Here is a 15,159-nt window from a genome sequence, read left to right on the forward strand (position 1 = left end):
GGCGCTCAGCGTCCGCCGTCGGTGCCCGCGTCGGGACGCGTGCCGCCATCGCCGGTGCCCGCGTCCGGGCGCGTGCCGCCATCGCCGGTGCCCGCGTCCTCGGGAGCCTCGGCCGCCGGGAAGTTGACGAGGACCGAGTCCTTCACGCCATTCCACTCCGCGCGGATGCGCGCGGTGTTCTCGCAGCGCTTCTCGGGCGTGCTCGTGCAGGCGTAGCTCACGCTGGCCTTGCCCCCCTGCAGCGTCACCTCGGCCTCGGCGCCTGCATCGGCCAGCACGCCCCGCTCGGCGAGGAGCTTCACGCTGCCCGTGCCCGGCTTGCCCTCGGCGTCCAGGGCCGTGACGTAGAGGGTGGTGCCTTCGCCCTGGCCATCCAGCCAGACCACGCCCAGCGTGACCTCGAGCGATCCCGTCGGCTCGTCCTCTCCGGAACAGGCGAACAGCGCGGCGCCGAGCAGCAGCGGCAGACCCAGGAACTTCCAATGTCGGTGCATGAACCCTCTCCCCGATGAGGTGTGGGGCGCGTGAGTACCGGGGCCACGCGGCCGACGTCAATCCGTCCATCCACGCGGGATCGGATACGAATTCCAGAAGTCCTTTCAATCCTGGAATCCCTCTCATCCATGAGGGCGCTCAACGAGTCTCGTCCGCCCGGAGCCCGGGTTGACAATACCTCCCCGTTTGCCCAGACACTGCGCGGATTCTTTTTTCAAGTGAGGCGGTACGCATGATGCGCCGAGGGGGGCTGTTCCTGGGAAGTGCGCTGTTGATCTCGATGCTGGGGAGCGCCTGTGGCGAGCCCGAGCCGGCCCGGATCACGGCCGAGACCTCCGAGCAGCTCATCGACGCCGTGGGGGCGTCCACGACCATCACCTTGTCGGTGGTGGACGAGGACGGGAAGAAGGCCACGGGCGTGGTGCGCGCCACCACCAAGATGGGGGAGTTCGGCGACCAGGGGAACAACACCCTCGTGACGCTCGAGAACGGCTCGGCGAGCCTGCCCTTCTCCTGCCATCAGGAGCGCTACCCGGAGTGCGGCAAGGGCCTGGCGCGGGTCTCGCTCAAGTGGCGGGACGCGTCCACCTCGGTGAAGGTCTACGTGGGGGAAGAGGGCAAGGCCCTGCTGGAGAAGGGCTCGGATTCGGACCCGGAGGCCACGAATGGCGGGAGCGGCGGAGGCAACAACATGCTCTCCTCGCTGAGCGCCGGTCAGGTCTACTACTTTGGCTCCGCGGGCGGTGAGGGCGCCGGAGGCCCGCGCGTGACGGCCATCTCGCCGGTGCTCGCGCCCACCCGGCAGTTCACGGGCGTGGTGGGCTCCATGCAATTGCGCGGGGATGGTCGGCTCGTCTACTCGTCCGGGGGAAAGTTGTTCCTGTCCACGCCGGATCCGTTCACGGAGAGCCCCACGAACACGACCCTTCCTCCGTCGAACGTCACGGCGAACGACACCGTGATTCCCACCACCCGGTGCGCCGGCGGCGTCTACCACTTCGCCACCACGAGTGGCACGGACATCTACTACAAGTGTGAGTACGAAGGGGCCTACTACAACCTGGGCGGTGCCGAGGTGGTCCCCGCGGGCACGTACTTCATCCTGGCGGTCGCGGGGGGCAGCAAGCTCGTGACCGACAGTGGCCGCCGTCTGTCGATCTTCACCGCCGCCAAGAAGCAGATCAACGCGCACTCGCCGTCCAATCCCAGCGCCTACTCCTTCGTGCACAGCACCGCGCGGGCGCGGGGAGGGGACTTCGACGTGGTCTACAACGGGGGGACCATCCTGCAGTTGTGGCGCATCGACTCCGCCAACGGGACCTACACCAAGCTCGCGACCTACGCGGACCGCTCGAAGGACACCGTGTTCAGGACCTGGAGCGCCGAGTCCGACAGCACCTGGGTCATGGACGCCGGAGGCAACATCTACATCCCGGTGACGAACAAGGACAGCAAGACCCGGATCTACGGCATCGCCCGGACGTCCTACGGCGGCGCCTCCTCGCTCGTGCTCGATCCCGCGAAACGCCCCTCCGGGACGAGCTGGGATCAATGGCCGCCCCGGCTCTACACGGAATACCAGGGCGGTAGCCTGTTGACCGGGCCCTAGTCGGGTCGCTGGTGGGTGAAGGGGCTTGACGGCCCCCCCGGGGACATTGTTCCTCATGGGAGTTAAGGGTGGACGGTTCTTCGCCCCCCTTCTCCCCACGAGGTGTTCCCATGGACTTCCAGCTTTCCGATTCCCAGCGTGCCCTGCAGGACATGGCGCGCAAGTTCGCCCGTGAGGTGATGCGCCCCAAGGCGGCCCATCACGACGAGACCTCCGAGTTCCCGCGCGCCATCATGGTCTCGGCCTGGGAGAACGGGCTGCTGAACATGAACCTGCCCGAGTCGTGTGGCGGCCTCGGCCTGTCGCACCTCGATCAGCTCCTGGCCTACGAGGAGCTGGCCTGGGGCTGCTCGGGCATGGCCACCTCCATGACGGCCAACGACCTGGCCAACCTGCCCATCGTCGTGGGCGCCAGCGAGGAGCAGAAGAAGCGCCTGCTCACCCCCTTCACCGAGCAGTTCAAGCTGGCCGCCTTCTGCCTCACCGAGCCGGAGGCGGGCTCGGACGTGTCCAACATGGGCACCACCGCCACGCGCGATGGCGACCACTACGTGCTCAACGGCTCCAAGTGCTTCATCACCAACGGCGGCCACGCGGACCAGTACACCGTGTTCGCCACGGTGGATAAGGCCAAGAAGCACAAGGGCATCACCTGCTTCGTGGTGGAGGGCCGTCCCAAGGGCCTCACCGTGGGCAAGCACGAGAACAAGATGGGCCAGCGCGCCAGCGACACCGTCGCCCTCACCTTCGAGGACGTGCGCGTGCCGGTGGCCAACCGCATCGGCGAGGAGGGCGAGGGCTTCCGCATCGCCATGGAGACGCTCGACAACAGCCGTCCCATCACCGCCATCCTCTCGGTGGGCATCGCCCGCGCCGGCCTCGAGTACTCGCTGGAGTACTCCGCCCAGCGCAAGACGTTCGGCAAGCCCATCCGCGAGCACCAGGCCATCCAGTTCATGCTCGCCGACATGGCCATGAACACCCACGCCGCGCGCCTGCTCTGCCACCAGAGCGGCTGGCTGCTCGACCAGGGCCAGAAGAACACCCTCTTGTCCTCCTACGCCAAGTGCTTCGCCGCGGACATGGCCATGAAGGTCGCCACCGACGCCGTCCAGGTTTACGGCGGTTACGGCTACATCAAGGAATACCCGGTGGAGAAGCTCATGCGCGACGCCAAGCTCATCCAGATCTACGAGGGCACCAGTCAGGTGCAGCGCCTGGTCATCGCCAAGGAGCTGTTCAAATAAGAAATACTACACTTCCGGCACCCTTCTTCGTTGCCGGGTGGGGGCGTTGATGCGAAAATCAACGCCCCCGATTATCTCTTCGTGCATCGCGTCATCCACAGGGCGCGGCGCGGGAGATACCCGCTCTGCGAAGGGAGAAGAACGCCGTGAAGATCCTCGTCACCGCCAAGCGCGTGGAAGACCCCGAGTCCAAGATCAAGGTGAAGCCGGATGGCTCGGACATCGTGAAGGAGGGGCTCAAGTACAAGATCAACCCCTTCGATGAGATTGGAGTGGAGGAGGCGCTGCGGCTCGTGGCCAAGCATGGCGGCGAGGTGGTGGTCGTCTCCATCGGCGGCAAGGAAGTGCAGGAGCAGCTGCGGCACGCGCTCGCCATGGGCGCCACGCGCGCGGTGTGGGTGAACCACGCGGGCGCGCTGGACCAGATGGGCGTGGCGGCGCTCTTGCAGAAGGTGGCGGACAAGGAGAAGCCGGACCTGGTCGTGCTGGGCAAGCAGTCCATCGACGATGACCAGAACCAGGTGGGCCAGTACCTGGCCGAGTACCTGGGCTGGGGCCAGGCCACGTTCGCCTCCAAGGTGGAGTCGCTGGAGAGCGAGCAGGAGAAGAGCAAGACGCCGGCGCTCACGGTGTCCGCGGACAAGAAGACGGTGCGCGTGGTGCGCGAGGTGGACAACGGACTGGCCACGGTGGAGTGCACCCTGCCGGCCATCGTCACCACGGACCTGCGCCTGAACCTGCCGCGCTACGCGAGCCTGCCGGGCATCATGAAGGCCAAGAGCAAGCCCATCGAGGAGCTGACGCCCGAGAAGCTGGGCGCGGACGTGGCCCTGAAGATCCAGGTGCTCAAGCTGGCCTCTCCCCCGGCGCGCAAGGCGGGCATCAAGGTGCCGGACGTGGCGACGCTGGTGGACAAGCTGCGCAACGAGGCCAAGGCCCTGTAGGCCGCCCCGCGGTCCAACCTCTTTCGACACACGGAACACTGGAGCTGAACATGTCGATCGTCCTCATCGTCGCCGAGCAGCAGCCCGACGGGCAGCTGCGCAAGGCCACCCTCAACGCCGTGAGCGCGGGCAAGCAGCTGGCCGACAAGGCCGGCGCCGAGCTGCACCTGGTGCTCGTCTCCAAGGATCCCTCCAAGGTCGCCGAGGAGCTCAAGGGCCTGGGCGCCAAGGTGGTGCACACCGCCACCGCGCCCGAGTTCGAGCACTACCTGGCCGAGACGTACGCCCCGGCCATCGCCGAGCTGGCCACGGCGATCAACGCCGACTACGTGGGCATGGCCTCCACCGCCCAGGGCAAGGATTTGCTGCCCCGCGTGGCCGCGCGCCTCAAGGCCGCCATGGCCACGGACGTGATGGGCTTCGAGGGCGCGGGGGCCGACATCGGCTTCCACCGCCCCATGTGGGCCGGCAACGTCTTCGCCCAGGTGAAGCTGTCCACGCCGAAGAAGGTCTTCACGCTGCGCCCCACCGAGTTCCCGGCCGCCGCCGGGGGCCAGGGCGCCGCCGAGCACAAGACGTTCTCGCCCAAGATCGAGGGCGGGAAGACCCGGTTCGTGAGCTTCAACGAGGTCAAGAGCGCGCGGCCCGAGCTGACCGAGGCGCGCGTGGTCATCTCCGGTGGCCGTGGCACCAAGGGTGACTTCAAGGAGATCGAGGCCCTGGCCGACCTGCTCAACGGCGCGGTGGGTGCCTCGCGCGCGGTGTGCGACGCCGGCTGGGTGCCCAACGACTTGCAGGTGGGCCAGACGGGCAAGGTCGTGGCGCCCCAGCTCTACATCGCCGCGGGCATCAGCGGGGCCATCCAGCACCTGGCGGGCATGAAGAGCTCCAAGACGATCGTCGCCATCAACAAGGACGCCGAGGCCCCCATCTTCCAGGTGGCGGACTACGGCCTGGTGGAAGATCTCTTCAAGGTCCTGCCCGCGCTGCGCGAGGCGGTGGCCAAGGTCAAGGGCTAGCACTCCCGCGGTTCTCGGGGGTGCACCGCAGGGGCGGTCGCGGGGAGGTGCGCTCCCGCGGTCGCCCCTTCGCCGTTTCGGCTACAGGTCGAGCTCCCGCTCCTCCTCGGCCGGGGGCGGCGCGGCGTCGTCCTCCTCGGGGATGGGCTCCACCTGGGGCAGGTTCGGCCGGGCGGCGGGCGCCTGCTCGAGGCGCTCGTCGCGGGGCGTGTCGGCGGCGTCGTCGAGCAGGTCGATGGCGGGGATGCCGAACACGTCCACGCGCATGAGCGTGAAGCGCCAGGTGCCGTCCTGCTTGAGCGCGCGCACGCTCATCGTGCCCTCGCCCTTGGGCCCCTTGAGGGGGATGCGCAGGTTGGCCGAGCCCTCGTCGTTGACGGAGGAGATTTTCATCTGGCCGCCGAGCATGCTCGTCTCGAGCGGCTCTCCGAGCGCCTCGCGCACCTCGGGCGACTGCTTCGCGCGCTGCACCGCCTCGGTATAGACGGGCGTGTCCGCGAACTGCTTGAAGGCGAAGCCCGCGAACACCATCCCCAGACAGCCACACGACAGCAGCAGGCCCAGACACCCCATGGGCACCGCCCAGGGCCAGTTGCGGCCCCACCAGCTTCGTTGGGGCACCATGGGGTTTTCGTCCGTTGGGTTCATGTGTCCCTCCTCGGGCCTTCTCTTAGCGGTTCCCCAGACGACGACAAGGGGCGGGTCATTGCATCCACCCAGGGGGTTGGGCCAAGAAGCGGATGGGGCATTTTTCCCCGTCCCGTCCTTCTTCGAGGCCGTCCGTGAGCTCGCCCGCCGTCGTGACCCCACCCCCCGCTTCGTCCGATGTGCCCCCGCAGCCGCCGCCCGAGCGCTCAGGCGGGTGGTTCACCGCGGACCGGTTCTTCACCGTGCTGCTGGTGGTGTCGCTGCCCGCGGCCATCGCCTCGCACTTCCTGCACCTGGGCACGCCCACCTTCATCCTGTGCGCGCTGGCGCTCGTGCCGCTCGCGCGGCTGATGGGCGAGGCCACCGAGGTCATCTCCCACAAGCTGGGCAGTGGCCTGGGCGGGCTGATGAACGCCTCGTTCGGCAACGCCGCGGAGCTCATCATCGCCCTGGCGGCGCTGCGCTCGGGTCAGCTCGACGTGGTGAAGGCCTCCATCACCGGCGCCATCCTCGGCAACGTGCTCTTGGTGCTCGGGGCGAGCATCCTCATTGGCGGGCTGAAGTTCCCCCGGCAGACCTTCAACCCCACCGCGGCCATGTCCGGCATGTCGATGATGTTCCTGGCGCTCGTCTCGCTCGTCATCCCGGACCTCTTCCACGCGTTCCAGGGCCCGGCGGCCGACCCCATCCTCTTTCCCATGTCGGTGACGATCGCCGTCATCCTGCTGGTGGTGTACGGCCTGTCCTTGCTCTTCTCGCTCAAGACGCACGCGCACCTGTACGCGGGCGAGGCGCACGGCGAGGGCGCGGAGGAGGAGTTGCCCACGTGGAGCACGAAGAAGGCCACGGGGGTGCTGCTCGCCGCCACGCTGGGGGTGGTGGTGGTGGCCGAGTTCCTCGTGCACGCCATCGAGGCGGCCATCCAGACGTTCGGCTTCACGCATACCTTCGTGGGCGTCATCATCATCGCCATCGTGGGCAACGCGGCCGAGCACTCCACGGCCATCCTCATGGCGCTCAAGAACAAGATGGACCTGGCGTTCAACATCGCCATCGAGTCCTCCAAGCAGATCGCCCTCTTCGTGGCGCCGGTGCTGGTGCTCGTGTCCATCCTGCTCGATCCCTCGCGGCACCTGACGCTGGACTTCACCCACATGGAGGTGCTGGGCATTGGCGTGAGTGTGGGTGCGGCCACACTCATCGGCATGGACGGCGAGTCCAACTGGCTGGAGGGGGTGATGCTGTTGGGCGTCTATGCCATTCTGGGGGTCGCCTTCTTCTTCATCCCCTGAGTCCATGATCCCCCCCGTCGCCTCCGCCCCGTCCGCCGCGCCGTCCTCCCCTTCCTCCGAGCGCCTGCGGGCCGATGGGGTGATGCTGCTGGTGACAGCGCTCTGGGGCGGCACCTTCGTGATGGTGAAGGGCGCGCTGGGGGCGGCAGATCCCTTCAGCTTCCTCGCGCTGCGCTTCTGCGTGGGGGCGCTGACGCTCACGGCCATGGCGCGCGGGCGCATGTTCGAGCGCACGACGCTGCTGCGCGGCGCGCTGCTGGGCGTGTTCCTCTTCGGCGGCTTCGCCTTCCAGACGTGGGGGCTCGTGTCCACGCCGCCCTCGCGCTCGGCGTTCATCACCGGGCTCTACGTGGTGCTGGTGCCGCTGTTGGGCTGGGGCCTCTTCGGCCGCCGGCCGCCCGCGTCGCTGTGGCTGGGCGTGGGCATGGCCCTGGCGGGGCTCTACACGCTGTCGGGCGCGGACCTGGGGCTGGGCCCCACTCCCGGGGACGCCCTGACGCTCGGCGGCGCCGTGTCCTACGCGTTCCACATCCTCTTCACCGAGCGCCTGGCGCCCAAGAAGGACGTGGTGGCGCTGGTGGCGGTGCAGCTCTGGGTGGTGTGTGCCCTGTCCGTGGCCTGCCTGCCCTTCACCGAGGTGCGGCTCACCCCGACGCCCGGCTTCATCGGCGCGGTGCTCTTCTGTGGCTTCGTGGCGAGCGCGCTCGCCCTGAGCCTGCAGGCGTGGGCCCAGGCGCGCACCACCGCGGTGCGCGTGGCGCTCATCTGCTGCATGGAGCCGGTGCTCGCGGGGCTGTACTCGGTGGGCCTCGGCTACGAGGAGCTGGGCGAGCGCGAGTGGCTGGGCGGCGGTCTCATCGTGCTGGGCGTGGGAGTGGCCGAGCTGAGCGGCCACCTGTGGGCCCGGTGGCGGCCCGCGCGGCTGCCCCAGCCCGAATAGGCCGGGCCGCCCGGCATGCGAGCGGGCGAGGCCGCGCGGAAGGCGTGCGGATGGCGTCGGGCGCGCTATACCCGGCATCTCCCATGAGCGTCGAACTGAGGCGGAACGGACTGCAACTGGCGGGAACGCCCCTGTTCCTGGACGCGACACGCAAGACGCCGCTGTCCTTCGTGAGCCATGCGCACGCGGATCACATCGGCCGGCACGAGCGCACCATCGCCACGGCCGCCACCCTGCGCTTCATGACGCACCGGCTGGGCAAGGTGCACGCGCCCCTGCCCGCGCCCTACGGCCGGCCCTTCGATCTGGGCCCGCTGTCGCTCGAGCTGCTGCCCGCGGGCCACATCCTCGGCAGCGCCCAGCTGCGCGTCATCCGCGAGGACGGCAAGCGCATCGTCTACACGGGGGACCTGAACCTCCTGCCCTCGCTCACCGCCGAGCCCGCCCAGGTGGCCGAGTGCGACCTGCTCATCATCGAGTCCACCTTCGGGCACCCGCGCTACGCCTTCCCCCCGCGCGACGAGGTGTTCGGCCAGGTGGAGCAGTGGGTGCGCCGCCACCTGGAGCGCGGCGTGGTGCCGGTGCTGCTGGGCTACTCCCTGGGCAAGAGCCAGGAGGCGATGAAGTACCTGTCCGGACGGGGCTTGTCGCTCGTGGCCCATGCCTCCATCCACGAGGTGGCGGTGATGTACGGAGAGCTGGGCGTGCCCATCGAGCGCATGCGCTGCTTCGATGGCCGCGTGGAGCCGGGCGAGGTGCTCTTCTTCACCCCCCAGGCGGCGCGCAACGGGGGCCTGTCGGCGCTCTGGCCCCGGGCCACCGCGGTGCTCACGGGCTGGGCGCTGGACGGGCCGGGCGCGGCGCGGCGCTATGGCGCGGACGTGGCCTTCCCGGTGTCCGACCACGCCGATTGCGCGTCGCTCGTGCGCTACGCGAAGGCCACGGGGGCGCGGGACATCCTCACCCACCATGGCTTCGCCGACGAGCTGGCCCAGGTGATGCGCGCCCAGGGCCTGGATGCGCGAGCGCTCGGTCAGCCCAAGCAGCTCGCGCTCCTCTGAAGCCGGGAAGCCGGCGTCCTTATGCCTCGCCGGGCGACTGGACGATGAGCTTCTCCTTGCCGCACACGTCGCAGCGCAGGTGGACGAAGAGGTCCTCGTCGCTGTCCTCGGGCACCTCGCCCTCGGGCACGCCGAGCTCCGCGCGGGCCAGGGCCGCCACCTTGCTGGGGATGTCGCTGGCGCGCAGCGCCTGCACGAAGGTCATCTCCCGGTCGTGACACTCGCGCGTCTCGGGGCCGGTGAGCCAGGCGGGCTCCATGCCCTCGGGCAGACGGCCCAGCAGCTCCAGGTGGCCCAGGGCCTCGGCGAGGTAGGCCAGGCGCCGCACCCGGGCCTCGTCGGGCAGGGCGGCGAACACCTGGAAGCCCTCGAGCAGGGCCTCGCGGTCCTCGCCGGTGGCCGACTGCGCCAGCTCCAGCGCGGCGTCCGCGGACTCCAGCGCCTCGTCCCAGTTGTTCTCCGGGCTGAAGCCCGCCTCCAAGAGGGACGTGTACAGGTGCGCGGCGGCGAGGCGGCGGCGCACCTCGTGGGTGTGCTCCACCACTTCCTGGGGCAGGCGCAGCTCCATGAGCGCGCCCGTGGTGCGCGGGTCCACCGTGCCGGTGAGGTCATCCACCGCCAGCTCCTCGCGCAACGAGTCCTTGAGCGCCTTGGCCGTGGCGAAGCGGAAGAGGGGCTGCACGCCCACCTCGCGCAGGTACATGGCGGCCACGTTGGCGTCCTTGGCGCCCATGCGCAGCGCGCGCTGGGCCCGGTCCACGGCGCCCGGGTCCGACTGGGGCTTCTTGTTCTCCAGGCGCGTCTTGACCGCCTCGCGGTAGAGCGTCTCCAGGGCGCTGCCCGGCGGCAGGCGGGTGGGCAAGAGCGGCCTCAGGCCCGGCACGTCCAGCACCCACAGGGGAGGGGAGCCCAGGCGCTTGAGGGCGCGGAAGCACAGGGTGCCGGGGGGATCCTGCGGGCGGAAGGGCGGCAGCTCCCCCTCCACGGGCTGCTCGGGGTTGGTCTGGAAGAGGGCGCCCGCGGCGCCCATGGCCTTCTCGCGCTGCTCGCGGGTGAAGGCGGTGATGCCCTGCACGGGCGGGGGCGGGGGCGGGGGGGCCTCCTCCCCATCCAGACCGACGACGCGGTCCATGTCCACGTCGTCCATCTCCATGTCGTCCAGGCCCCGGGCGCCGGTGAAGTCACAGCGCAGGAGCTTGAGCTTCTCGAAGGTGGCGCCCTCCAGGTTGGCGCCTCGGAAGTCACAGTCCTGGAGGCGGCCGCCGTGGAAGTAGGCGTTGGAGAGGTCCGAGTCGCGGAAGTTCATCTTGGACAGGTCGCAGCGTTCCCACTCGCTGCCCACCAGTTCCAGTCCCGACAAATCGGCATTGGCGGAGAAGAGCTGCGAGAAGGTGGCGCCCGTGTGCTCGGTGGGGACCTTGCCAGCCTTGCGCAGGCGGTTCCAGTCCGCGCTTCCGTTCTGCAGGAGCTGTTCAATCGTGGGGGCTTTCGGCATGGACCCGAATTTATCGGTGTGGTGTGGTCCGGGCGCCAGTCAAATGATCGAGTTCCGAATCGAGGAAGACAGCGCGGGCATGCGGTTGGACAAGTTCCTCCGCAAGAAGCTCGCGAATGTGCCCACCTCCCACCTCTTCAAGATGATTCGCGTGAAGAAGGTGCGGGTGAACGGCAAACGTGCTCAACCCGAGCAGCCCCTGGCCGCCGGGGACACCATCTCCATCCGGGGGACCGAGCAGCAGCTGCTCGCCCCCGCCGCGCCCGAGGAGCGCGCCCCCGCACCACCCCCCCCCGTGGACCCCTCCGAGCTGGTCATCCTCCTGGAGGACGACTGGATGATGGCGGTGGACAAGCCGAGCGGCATGGCGGTGCACACCGGCAGCGGCATCACCGGGGGCACCCTGGTGGACTACGTGCGCGCCCACCTGGGCCCCAAGGCCGTGCGCAACGACTTCACCGCCAGCCCCGCCCACCGGCTGGACCGGGAGACGAGCGGCGTCATCCTGGTGGCCAAGCGCCGCCCGGCGATGGTCCATTTCACCGACCTGTTCACCAACCACCACCCCAAGAAGCGCTACCTCACCCTGGTGAAGGGCCGGATGCCGCGCGACTCCGGGGTCATCAACCTGCCGCTCGCCGAGCACCAGCAGACGGCCGAGTCCAAGGCCCGTCGGGGGGTGAACATGCAGGAGGCGGTCACCCGCTGGAAGGTCATCCGGCAGTCGAGCGAGGCAGCCCTCCTCTCCTGCGTCATCGAAACGGGGCGCACCCATCAGATAAGAAGGCACCTGGTGGCCATCGGACATCCCGTGGCGGGAGACAAGAAGTACGGTGACTTCGCTTTCAATCGGGACGTGCGGGCGCGCTGGGGTCTCAAGCGCCTGTTCCTGCACGCCGCGAGCATCGAGTTCCCCCATCCGGCGCACAAGGGCCGGGTGGAGGTGGAGGCGGACATGCCTCCGGAGTTGAAGGACGTGTTGAAGCGCGCCGCGCTGGAACCCTCATGAGCACGAAACCCCCCAACAACGCCCCGTCGAAGCTGGTCCTCGACGGCGTCCCCCCCAAGCGCAACCTCCTCGTGCGCCTGCTCAAGTTCGTCGCGTGGGCTGGCCTCACGGGCGCCACGGCGGCGGCGGTGGCGGGACTCGGCCTGTACTACCACTTCTCCTCGGGGCTGCCGGACATCCCCCAGGTGGACCAGTATTGGCCGCCCATCGTCACCGAGGTCTACACGGACGACGCGGTGCTCGCCGGCGAGTTCTACCACCACCGGCGCAAGGTGGTGCCCTACGAGCACATCCCCAAGCGGCTCGTGCAGGCCTTCATCGCCAGCGAGGACTCGAGCTTCTTCGACCACATGGGCGTGGACGTGCTCGGCACGGCGCGCGCCGCCTCGAAGACGATCGCCAAGAAGCTGGGCCTGGGCGGCAGCATGCAGGGTGGCTCCACCCTGACGCAGCAGACGGCCAAGGCGGTGCTCATCTCCGCCGAGGGCTACGCGTCCGCCACGGCCAAGAACCTCACGCGCAAGATCCGCGAGGCCATCCTCGCCCGGCGCCTGGAGGAGGCGCTCACCAAGGAGGAGATCCTCTACCTCTACCTGAACAACGTCTTCCTCGGGCACCACAGCTACGGCGTGCAGAGCGCGGCGGAGAACTACTACCGCAAGGACGTGCGCGACCTGACGCTCGGGGAGATGACGCTCATCGCGGGTCTGCCCCAGGCGCCCAGCCGCTACTCGCCCTTCCTGCGCCCGGAGGCGGCGAGGAAGCGCCGCTCCTACGTGCTGCGGCGCATGCACACCGAGGGCATGATCACCGAGGCCGAGCGCGCCGAGGCCGACGCCGAGCCGGTGAAGGTCTACCCCGTGGAGGACGTCTTCCACGAGTTCGCGCCGTACTTCACCGAGCAGGTGCGCCGCAACATGGTGGACCGCTACACCAACAAGGCGCTGCTCAACGACGGCCTGAAGATCTTCGCCACCATGGACAGCGAGCGTCAGCGCGCCGCCCAGGAGTCGGTGCTCGAGGGGCTCCTGGCCATCGACAAGCGCCAGGGCTTCCGCGGGCCGGTGCAGCAGCTGGCCACGGACGCCGAGCGCAAGACCTTCCTGGACAAGGCCACCAAGGCCATGGGCGGCGAGAAGCTCCAGGAGAACAAGCTCTACCTGGGCCTCGTCACGGCCGTGGCGGCGGACGGCTCGGGCGCGGACGTGCGCGTGGGGCCGCACAAGGGCCTCTTGCCGCTGCTCGGCATGCGCTGGGCGCGCAAGGTCAACCCCGAGGGCTACTACCCGGGCCTGATGCTCACCTCGGTGAAGAAGGTGCTCACCGTGGGCGACGTGCTCGTCGTGCGCCACGTGGTGAAGAAGGACCTCACGGACGACAACGTCCAGTTCGACCGCAAGATGGACAAGGAAGTGCCCGAGGGCGTGCCGCTCTTCCGCCTGGAGCAGGACCCGGAGCTGCAGAGCGCGCTCGTGTCCATCGATCCGCACCGCCAGTACCTCACGGCCATGGTGGGCGGCTACGACTTCGACGCCAACGAGTTCAACCGCGCCTTCCAGGCGTGCCGCCAGCCGGGCAGCTCCTTCAAGCCGCTCGTGTACTCCGCGGCGCTCGAGAAGCTCAAGTGGACGGGCGCCACCATCATCGTGGACTCGCCCATCGTGGAGCATGATCCCGAGAGCGGCGTGAGCTGGAAGCCGGACAACTACAGCGACGCGTTCCTCGGGGACGTGCTCCTGCGCACCGCGCTCGTCAACTCGATGAACATCCCCGCGGTGAAGACGTTCGGCGCGGTGGGCGTGCACGAGATGGCGGACTGGTCCACGCGCCTGGGCCTCACCACGCCCATGAACATGGACTTCTCCGCGGCGCTCGGCTCCTCGTGCGTGTACCCGTACGACCTGGCGGGCGTGTACGCGACCTTCAACCGCTACGGCCGCAAGAAGCCCACGTACTTCGTGCGCAAGGTGGAGGACCGCTTCGGCCGCACGCTGGAGGACCACACCGCGTACGACGACGCGTGGGCGCCCCTTCAGGACCGCGTGGCGGCCGGCTACGCGCGGCTGTTCGAGTCGGGCGAGCAGGTGATGAGCCCCGAGACGGGCTTCATCCTCACCTCGCTCTTGCGCGGCGTGGTGCAGGAGGGCACGGGTGGCCCGGCGCAGAAGCTGGGCAAGCCCGCCGCGGGCAAGACGGGCACCACGAACGACTCGTTCGACACGTGGTTCGCCGGCTTCACGCGCGACCTGGTGACGGTGACGTGGGTGGGCTACGACAAGAACGAGCACCCGCTGGGCCGCTACGAGACGGGTGGCCGCGCCTCGCTGCCCATCTGGCTCAACTACATGAAGCCGGCGCTCGCCGCGCGTCCCCAGTCCGAGTTCTGGCCCCCCGAGTGGATGCGCGACAACCTGCGGCTGCTGCGCATCGACAAGAAGACGGGGAAGATCGCGTCCTCGGGCAGCAAGGACGCGGTGAACATCTGGTTCAAGAAGGGCACCCAGCCCGAGGACGTCGCCCCGGAGAAGGGCTCCGTGGGCGCCACGGAGTTCCTGATGGGCGCGCCCTAACGCGCCTTGCGCACGAGCCGGTCGAACAGGGCGTTGGGCAGCAGTCGCAGCACGCTGCCCACGCCCGCCATCTGCCAGGGGAAGGCGTACTCGGCCTCACCGCGCGCGATGGCCCCCGCCATGAGCTCCACCGCGTCCTCCGTCTCCAGCAGGAAGGGCATGGGAAACTTGTTCTGCGCCGTCATCTCGCTCTTCACGAAGCCCGGGTAGATGCAGGTGACGTCCACCCCGGTGCCCTTCAAGTCCACGCGCAGGCTCTCCATGAAGGTGGAGAGGTAGGCCTTGGAGGCGGAGTAGGCGGCGTTGCGCGGCAGGCCCCGGAAGGCGGCGAGGCTCGCAATACCCACCACGTGGCCCTTCTTGCGCTCCACCATGCGCGGCAGCACCGCGGTGAGCGTGGCCGCGGCGCCCGTCACGTTGACGTCGATCGTCTGGCGCACCGTCTCCCAGTCCAGGCGCTTGGCGGACGTCTCCCGGCCGAAGCCCGCGTTGGCGACGATGAGCTCCAGGCCCCCGCAGGCGTCGTCCAGCTCGCGCACCCGCGCCACCGTGGCGTCCCCGTCGGACACGTCCAGCTCCACCGGCTCGATCCGGGAGCCCGAGGCGAGCGCCTCCTGGGCGAGCGCCTCCAACTGCTCCCGGCGCCGGGCCGCCGCGTACACCCGGACGCCCTTGCGGGCGTACCAGAGCGCGAGCCCCCGGCCGAGGCCGCTCGAGGCCCCCGTCACCAATGCCGTCCGGTAGTTCCTGTCCGCCATGTCGTGTCCTCCCTCGTCGTCGCGGGGCTTCCTGCCATGGAAACCCGCGGACGGGGGAGGGGAAAGCGACGG

At 69.2% G+C, this 15,159-nt stretch carries 13 protein-coding genes; 9 read left to right on the forward strand and 4 right to left on the reverse strand.

What is annotated here, in order from left to right; genetic code table 11:
• Positions 1 to 5 precede the first annotated feature (5 nt).
• Positions 6 to 494, reverse strand: a complete 489-nt coding sequence (locus I3V78_RS10520) for a hypothetical protein (RefSeq protein ID WP_204496965.1) — start codon at positions 492 to 494, stop codon at positions 6 to 8.
• 233 nt (positions 495 to 727) lie between these two features.
• Here I3V78_RS10520 and I3V78_RS10525 point away from each other — a divergent pair, with 233 nt between their 5' ends.
• The 4 genes from I3V78_RS10525 (at position 728) to I3V78_RS10540 (ending at position 5,314) form a co-directional block, all read left to right on the forward strand.
• Positions 728 to 2,104 (forward strand): hypothetical protein, encoded by a 1,377-nt coding sequence (locus I3V78_RS10525; RefSeq protein WP_204486689.1) that lies wholly within the window; start codon positions 728 to 730, stop codon positions 2,102 to 2,104.
• Positions 2,105 to 2,214: 110 nt separating this feature from the next.
• Entirely contained in the window at positions 2,215 to 3,351 is a 1,137-nt protein-coding gene (locus I3V78_RS10530) for an acyl-CoA dehydrogenase family protein (RefSeq protein ID WP_204486691.1), read from the forward strand.
• A 146-nt stretch (positions 3,352 to 3,497) separates the two neighbouring features.
• Complete coding sequence (locus tag I3V78_RS10535) at positions 3,498 to 4,295, forward strand: electron transfer flavoprotein subunit beta/FixA family protein (protein ID WP_204486693.1); 798 nt, start codon at positions 3,498 to 3,500, stop codon at positions 4,293 to 4,295.
• 50 nt (positions 4,296 to 4,345) lie between these two features.
• Positions 4,346 to 5,314: an electron transfer flavoprotein subunit alpha/FixB family protein gene (locus I3V78_RS10540; protein WP_204486695.1), complete on the forward strand. Its 969-nt coding sequence runs from the start codon at positions 4,346 to 4,348 to the stop codon at positions 5,312 to 5,314.
• Positions 5,315 to 5,395: 81 nt separating this feature from the next.
• Here I3V78_RS10540 and I3V78_RS10545 read toward each other — a convergent pair whose 3' ends face one another.
• On the reverse strand, positions 5,396 to 5,962 hold the full coding sequence (locus tag I3V78_RS10545; protein WP_204486697.1) for a cytochrome c oxidase assembly factor Coa1 family protein: 567 nt from the start codon (positions 5,960 to 5,962) through the stop codon (positions 5,396 to 5,398).
• Between the two features lie 134 nt (positions 5,963 to 6,096).
• On the opposite strand from I3V78_RS10545, the gene cax reads away from it, so the two are divergent.
• From cax to I3V78_RS10560, 3 genes are all read left to right on the forward strand, one after another.
• Positions 6,097 to 7,254: a calcium/proton exchanger gene (gene cax / locus I3V78_RS10550; RefSeq protein ID WP_204486699.1), complete on the forward strand. Its 1,158-nt coding sequence runs from the start codon at positions 6,097 to 6,099 to the stop codon at positions 7,252 to 7,254.
• Positions 7,255 to 7,258: 4 nt separating this feature from the next.
• Positions 7,259 to 8,194: a DMT family transporter gene (locus I3V78_RS10555; protein WP_204486701.1), complete on the forward strand. Its 936-nt coding sequence runs from the start codon at positions 7,259 to 7,261 to the stop codon at positions 8,192 to 8,194.
• A gap of 83 nt (positions 8,195 to 8,277) precedes the next feature.
• Positions 8,278 to 9,255 (forward strand): MBL fold metallo-hydrolase, encoded by a 978-nt coding sequence (locus I3V78_RS10560; RefSeq protein WP_204486712.1) that lies wholly within the window; start codon positions 8,278 to 8,280, stop codon positions 9,253 to 9,255.
• 19 nt (positions 9,256 to 9,274) lie between these two features.
• Here I3V78_RS10560 and I3V78_RS10565 read toward each other — a convergent pair whose 3' ends face one another.
• Positions 9,275 to 10,750: a pentapeptide repeat-containing protein gene (locus tag I3V78_RS10565; protein WP_204486714.1), complete on the reverse strand. Its 1,476-nt coding sequence runs from the start codon at positions 10,748 to 10,750 to the stop codon at positions 9,275 to 9,277.
• 43 nt (positions 10,751 to 10,793) lie between these two features.
• Between I3V78_RS10565 and I3V78_RS10570 the strand changes: the two genes are divergently transcribed.
• Together I3V78_RS10570 and I3V78_RS10575 are read left to right on the forward strand one after the other, a co-directional pair.
• Complete coding sequence (locus I3V78_RS10570) at positions 10,794 to 11,759, forward strand: RluA family pseudouridine synthase (protein ID WP_204486716.1); 966 nt, start codon at positions 10,794 to 10,796, stop codon at positions 11,757 to 11,759.
• Positions 11,756 to 14,329 carry a penicillin-binding protein 1A gene (locus tag I3V78_RS10575; protein ID WP_204486719.1) on the forward strand — a complete coding sequence of 858 codons (2,574 nt, stop codon included), beginning with the start codon at positions 11,756 to 11,758 and terminating at the stop codon, positions 14,327 to 14,329. Before I3V78_RS10570 ends, I3V78_RS10575 begins: the two co-directional genes overlap by 4 nt.
• Here the strand turns inward: I3V78_RS10575 and I3V78_RS10580 are convergent.
• Positions 14,326 to 15,087, reverse strand: coding sequence for an SDR family NAD(P)-dependent oxidoreductase (locus I3V78_RS10580; RefSeq protein WP_204486721.1), 762 nt, complete (start codon positions 15,085 to 15,087; stop codon positions 14,326 to 14,328). The two genes, I3V78_RS10575 and I3V78_RS10580, sit on opposite strands and share 4 nt — an antisense overlap.
• Between the last annotated feature and the right edge of the window lie 72 nt (positions 15,088 to 15,159).

The organism is Archangium primigenium, from assembly GCF_016904885.1.
Lineage (GTDB): Bacteria > Myxococcota > Myxococcia > Myxococcales > Myxococcaceae > Cystobacter > Cystobacter primigenius.

Excerpts from the sequence above, each read along its gene's own strand:
- I3V78_RS10520 (WP_204496965.1), bottom strand. The coding sequence starts at position 494 with ATGCACCGACATTGGAAGTTCCTGGGTCTGCCGCTGCTGCTCGGCGCC.
- I3V78_RS10525 (WP_204486689.1), top strand. The coding sequence starts at position 728 with ATGATGCGCCGAGGGGGGCTGTTCCTGGGAAGTGCGCTGTTGATCTCG.
- I3V78_RS10530 (WP_204486691.1), top strand. The coding sequence starts at position 2,215 with ATGGACTTCCAGCTTTCCGATTCCCAGCGTGCCCTGCAGGACATGGCG.
- I3V78_RS10540 (WP_204486695.1), top strand. The coding sequence starts at position 4,346 with ATGTCGATCGTCCTCATCGTCGCCGAGCAGCAGCCCGACGGGCAGCTG.
- I3V78_RS10545 (WP_204486697.1), bottom strand. The coding sequence starts at position 5,962 with ATGAACCCAACGGACGAAAACCCCATGGTGCCCCAACGAAGCTGGTGG.
- I3V78_RS10555 (WP_204486701.1), top strand. The coding sequence starts at position 7,259 with ATGATCCCCCCCGTCGCCTCCGCCCCGTCCGCCGCGCCGTCCTCCCCT.
- I3V78_RS10560 (WP_204486712.1), top strand. The coding sequence starts at position 8,278 with ATGAGCGTCGAACTGAGGCGGAACGGACTGCAACTGGCGGGAACGCCC.
- I3V78_RS10565 (WP_204486714.1), bottom strand. The coding sequence starts at position 10,750 with ATGCCGAAAGCCCCCACGATTGAACAGCTCCTGCAGAACGGAAGCGCG.
- I3V78_RS10570 (WP_204486716.1), top strand. The coding sequence starts at position 10,794 with ATGATCGAGTTCCGAATCGAGGAAGACAGCGCGGGCATGCGGTTGGAC.
- I3V78_RS10575 (WP_204486719.1), top strand. The coding sequence starts at position 11,756 with ATGAGCACGAAACCCCCCAACAACGCCCCGTCGAAGCTGGTCCTCGAC.
- I3V78_RS10580 (WP_204486721.1), bottom strand. The coding sequence starts at position 15,087 with ATGGCGGACAGGAACTACCGGACGGCATTGGTGACGGGGGCCTCGAGC.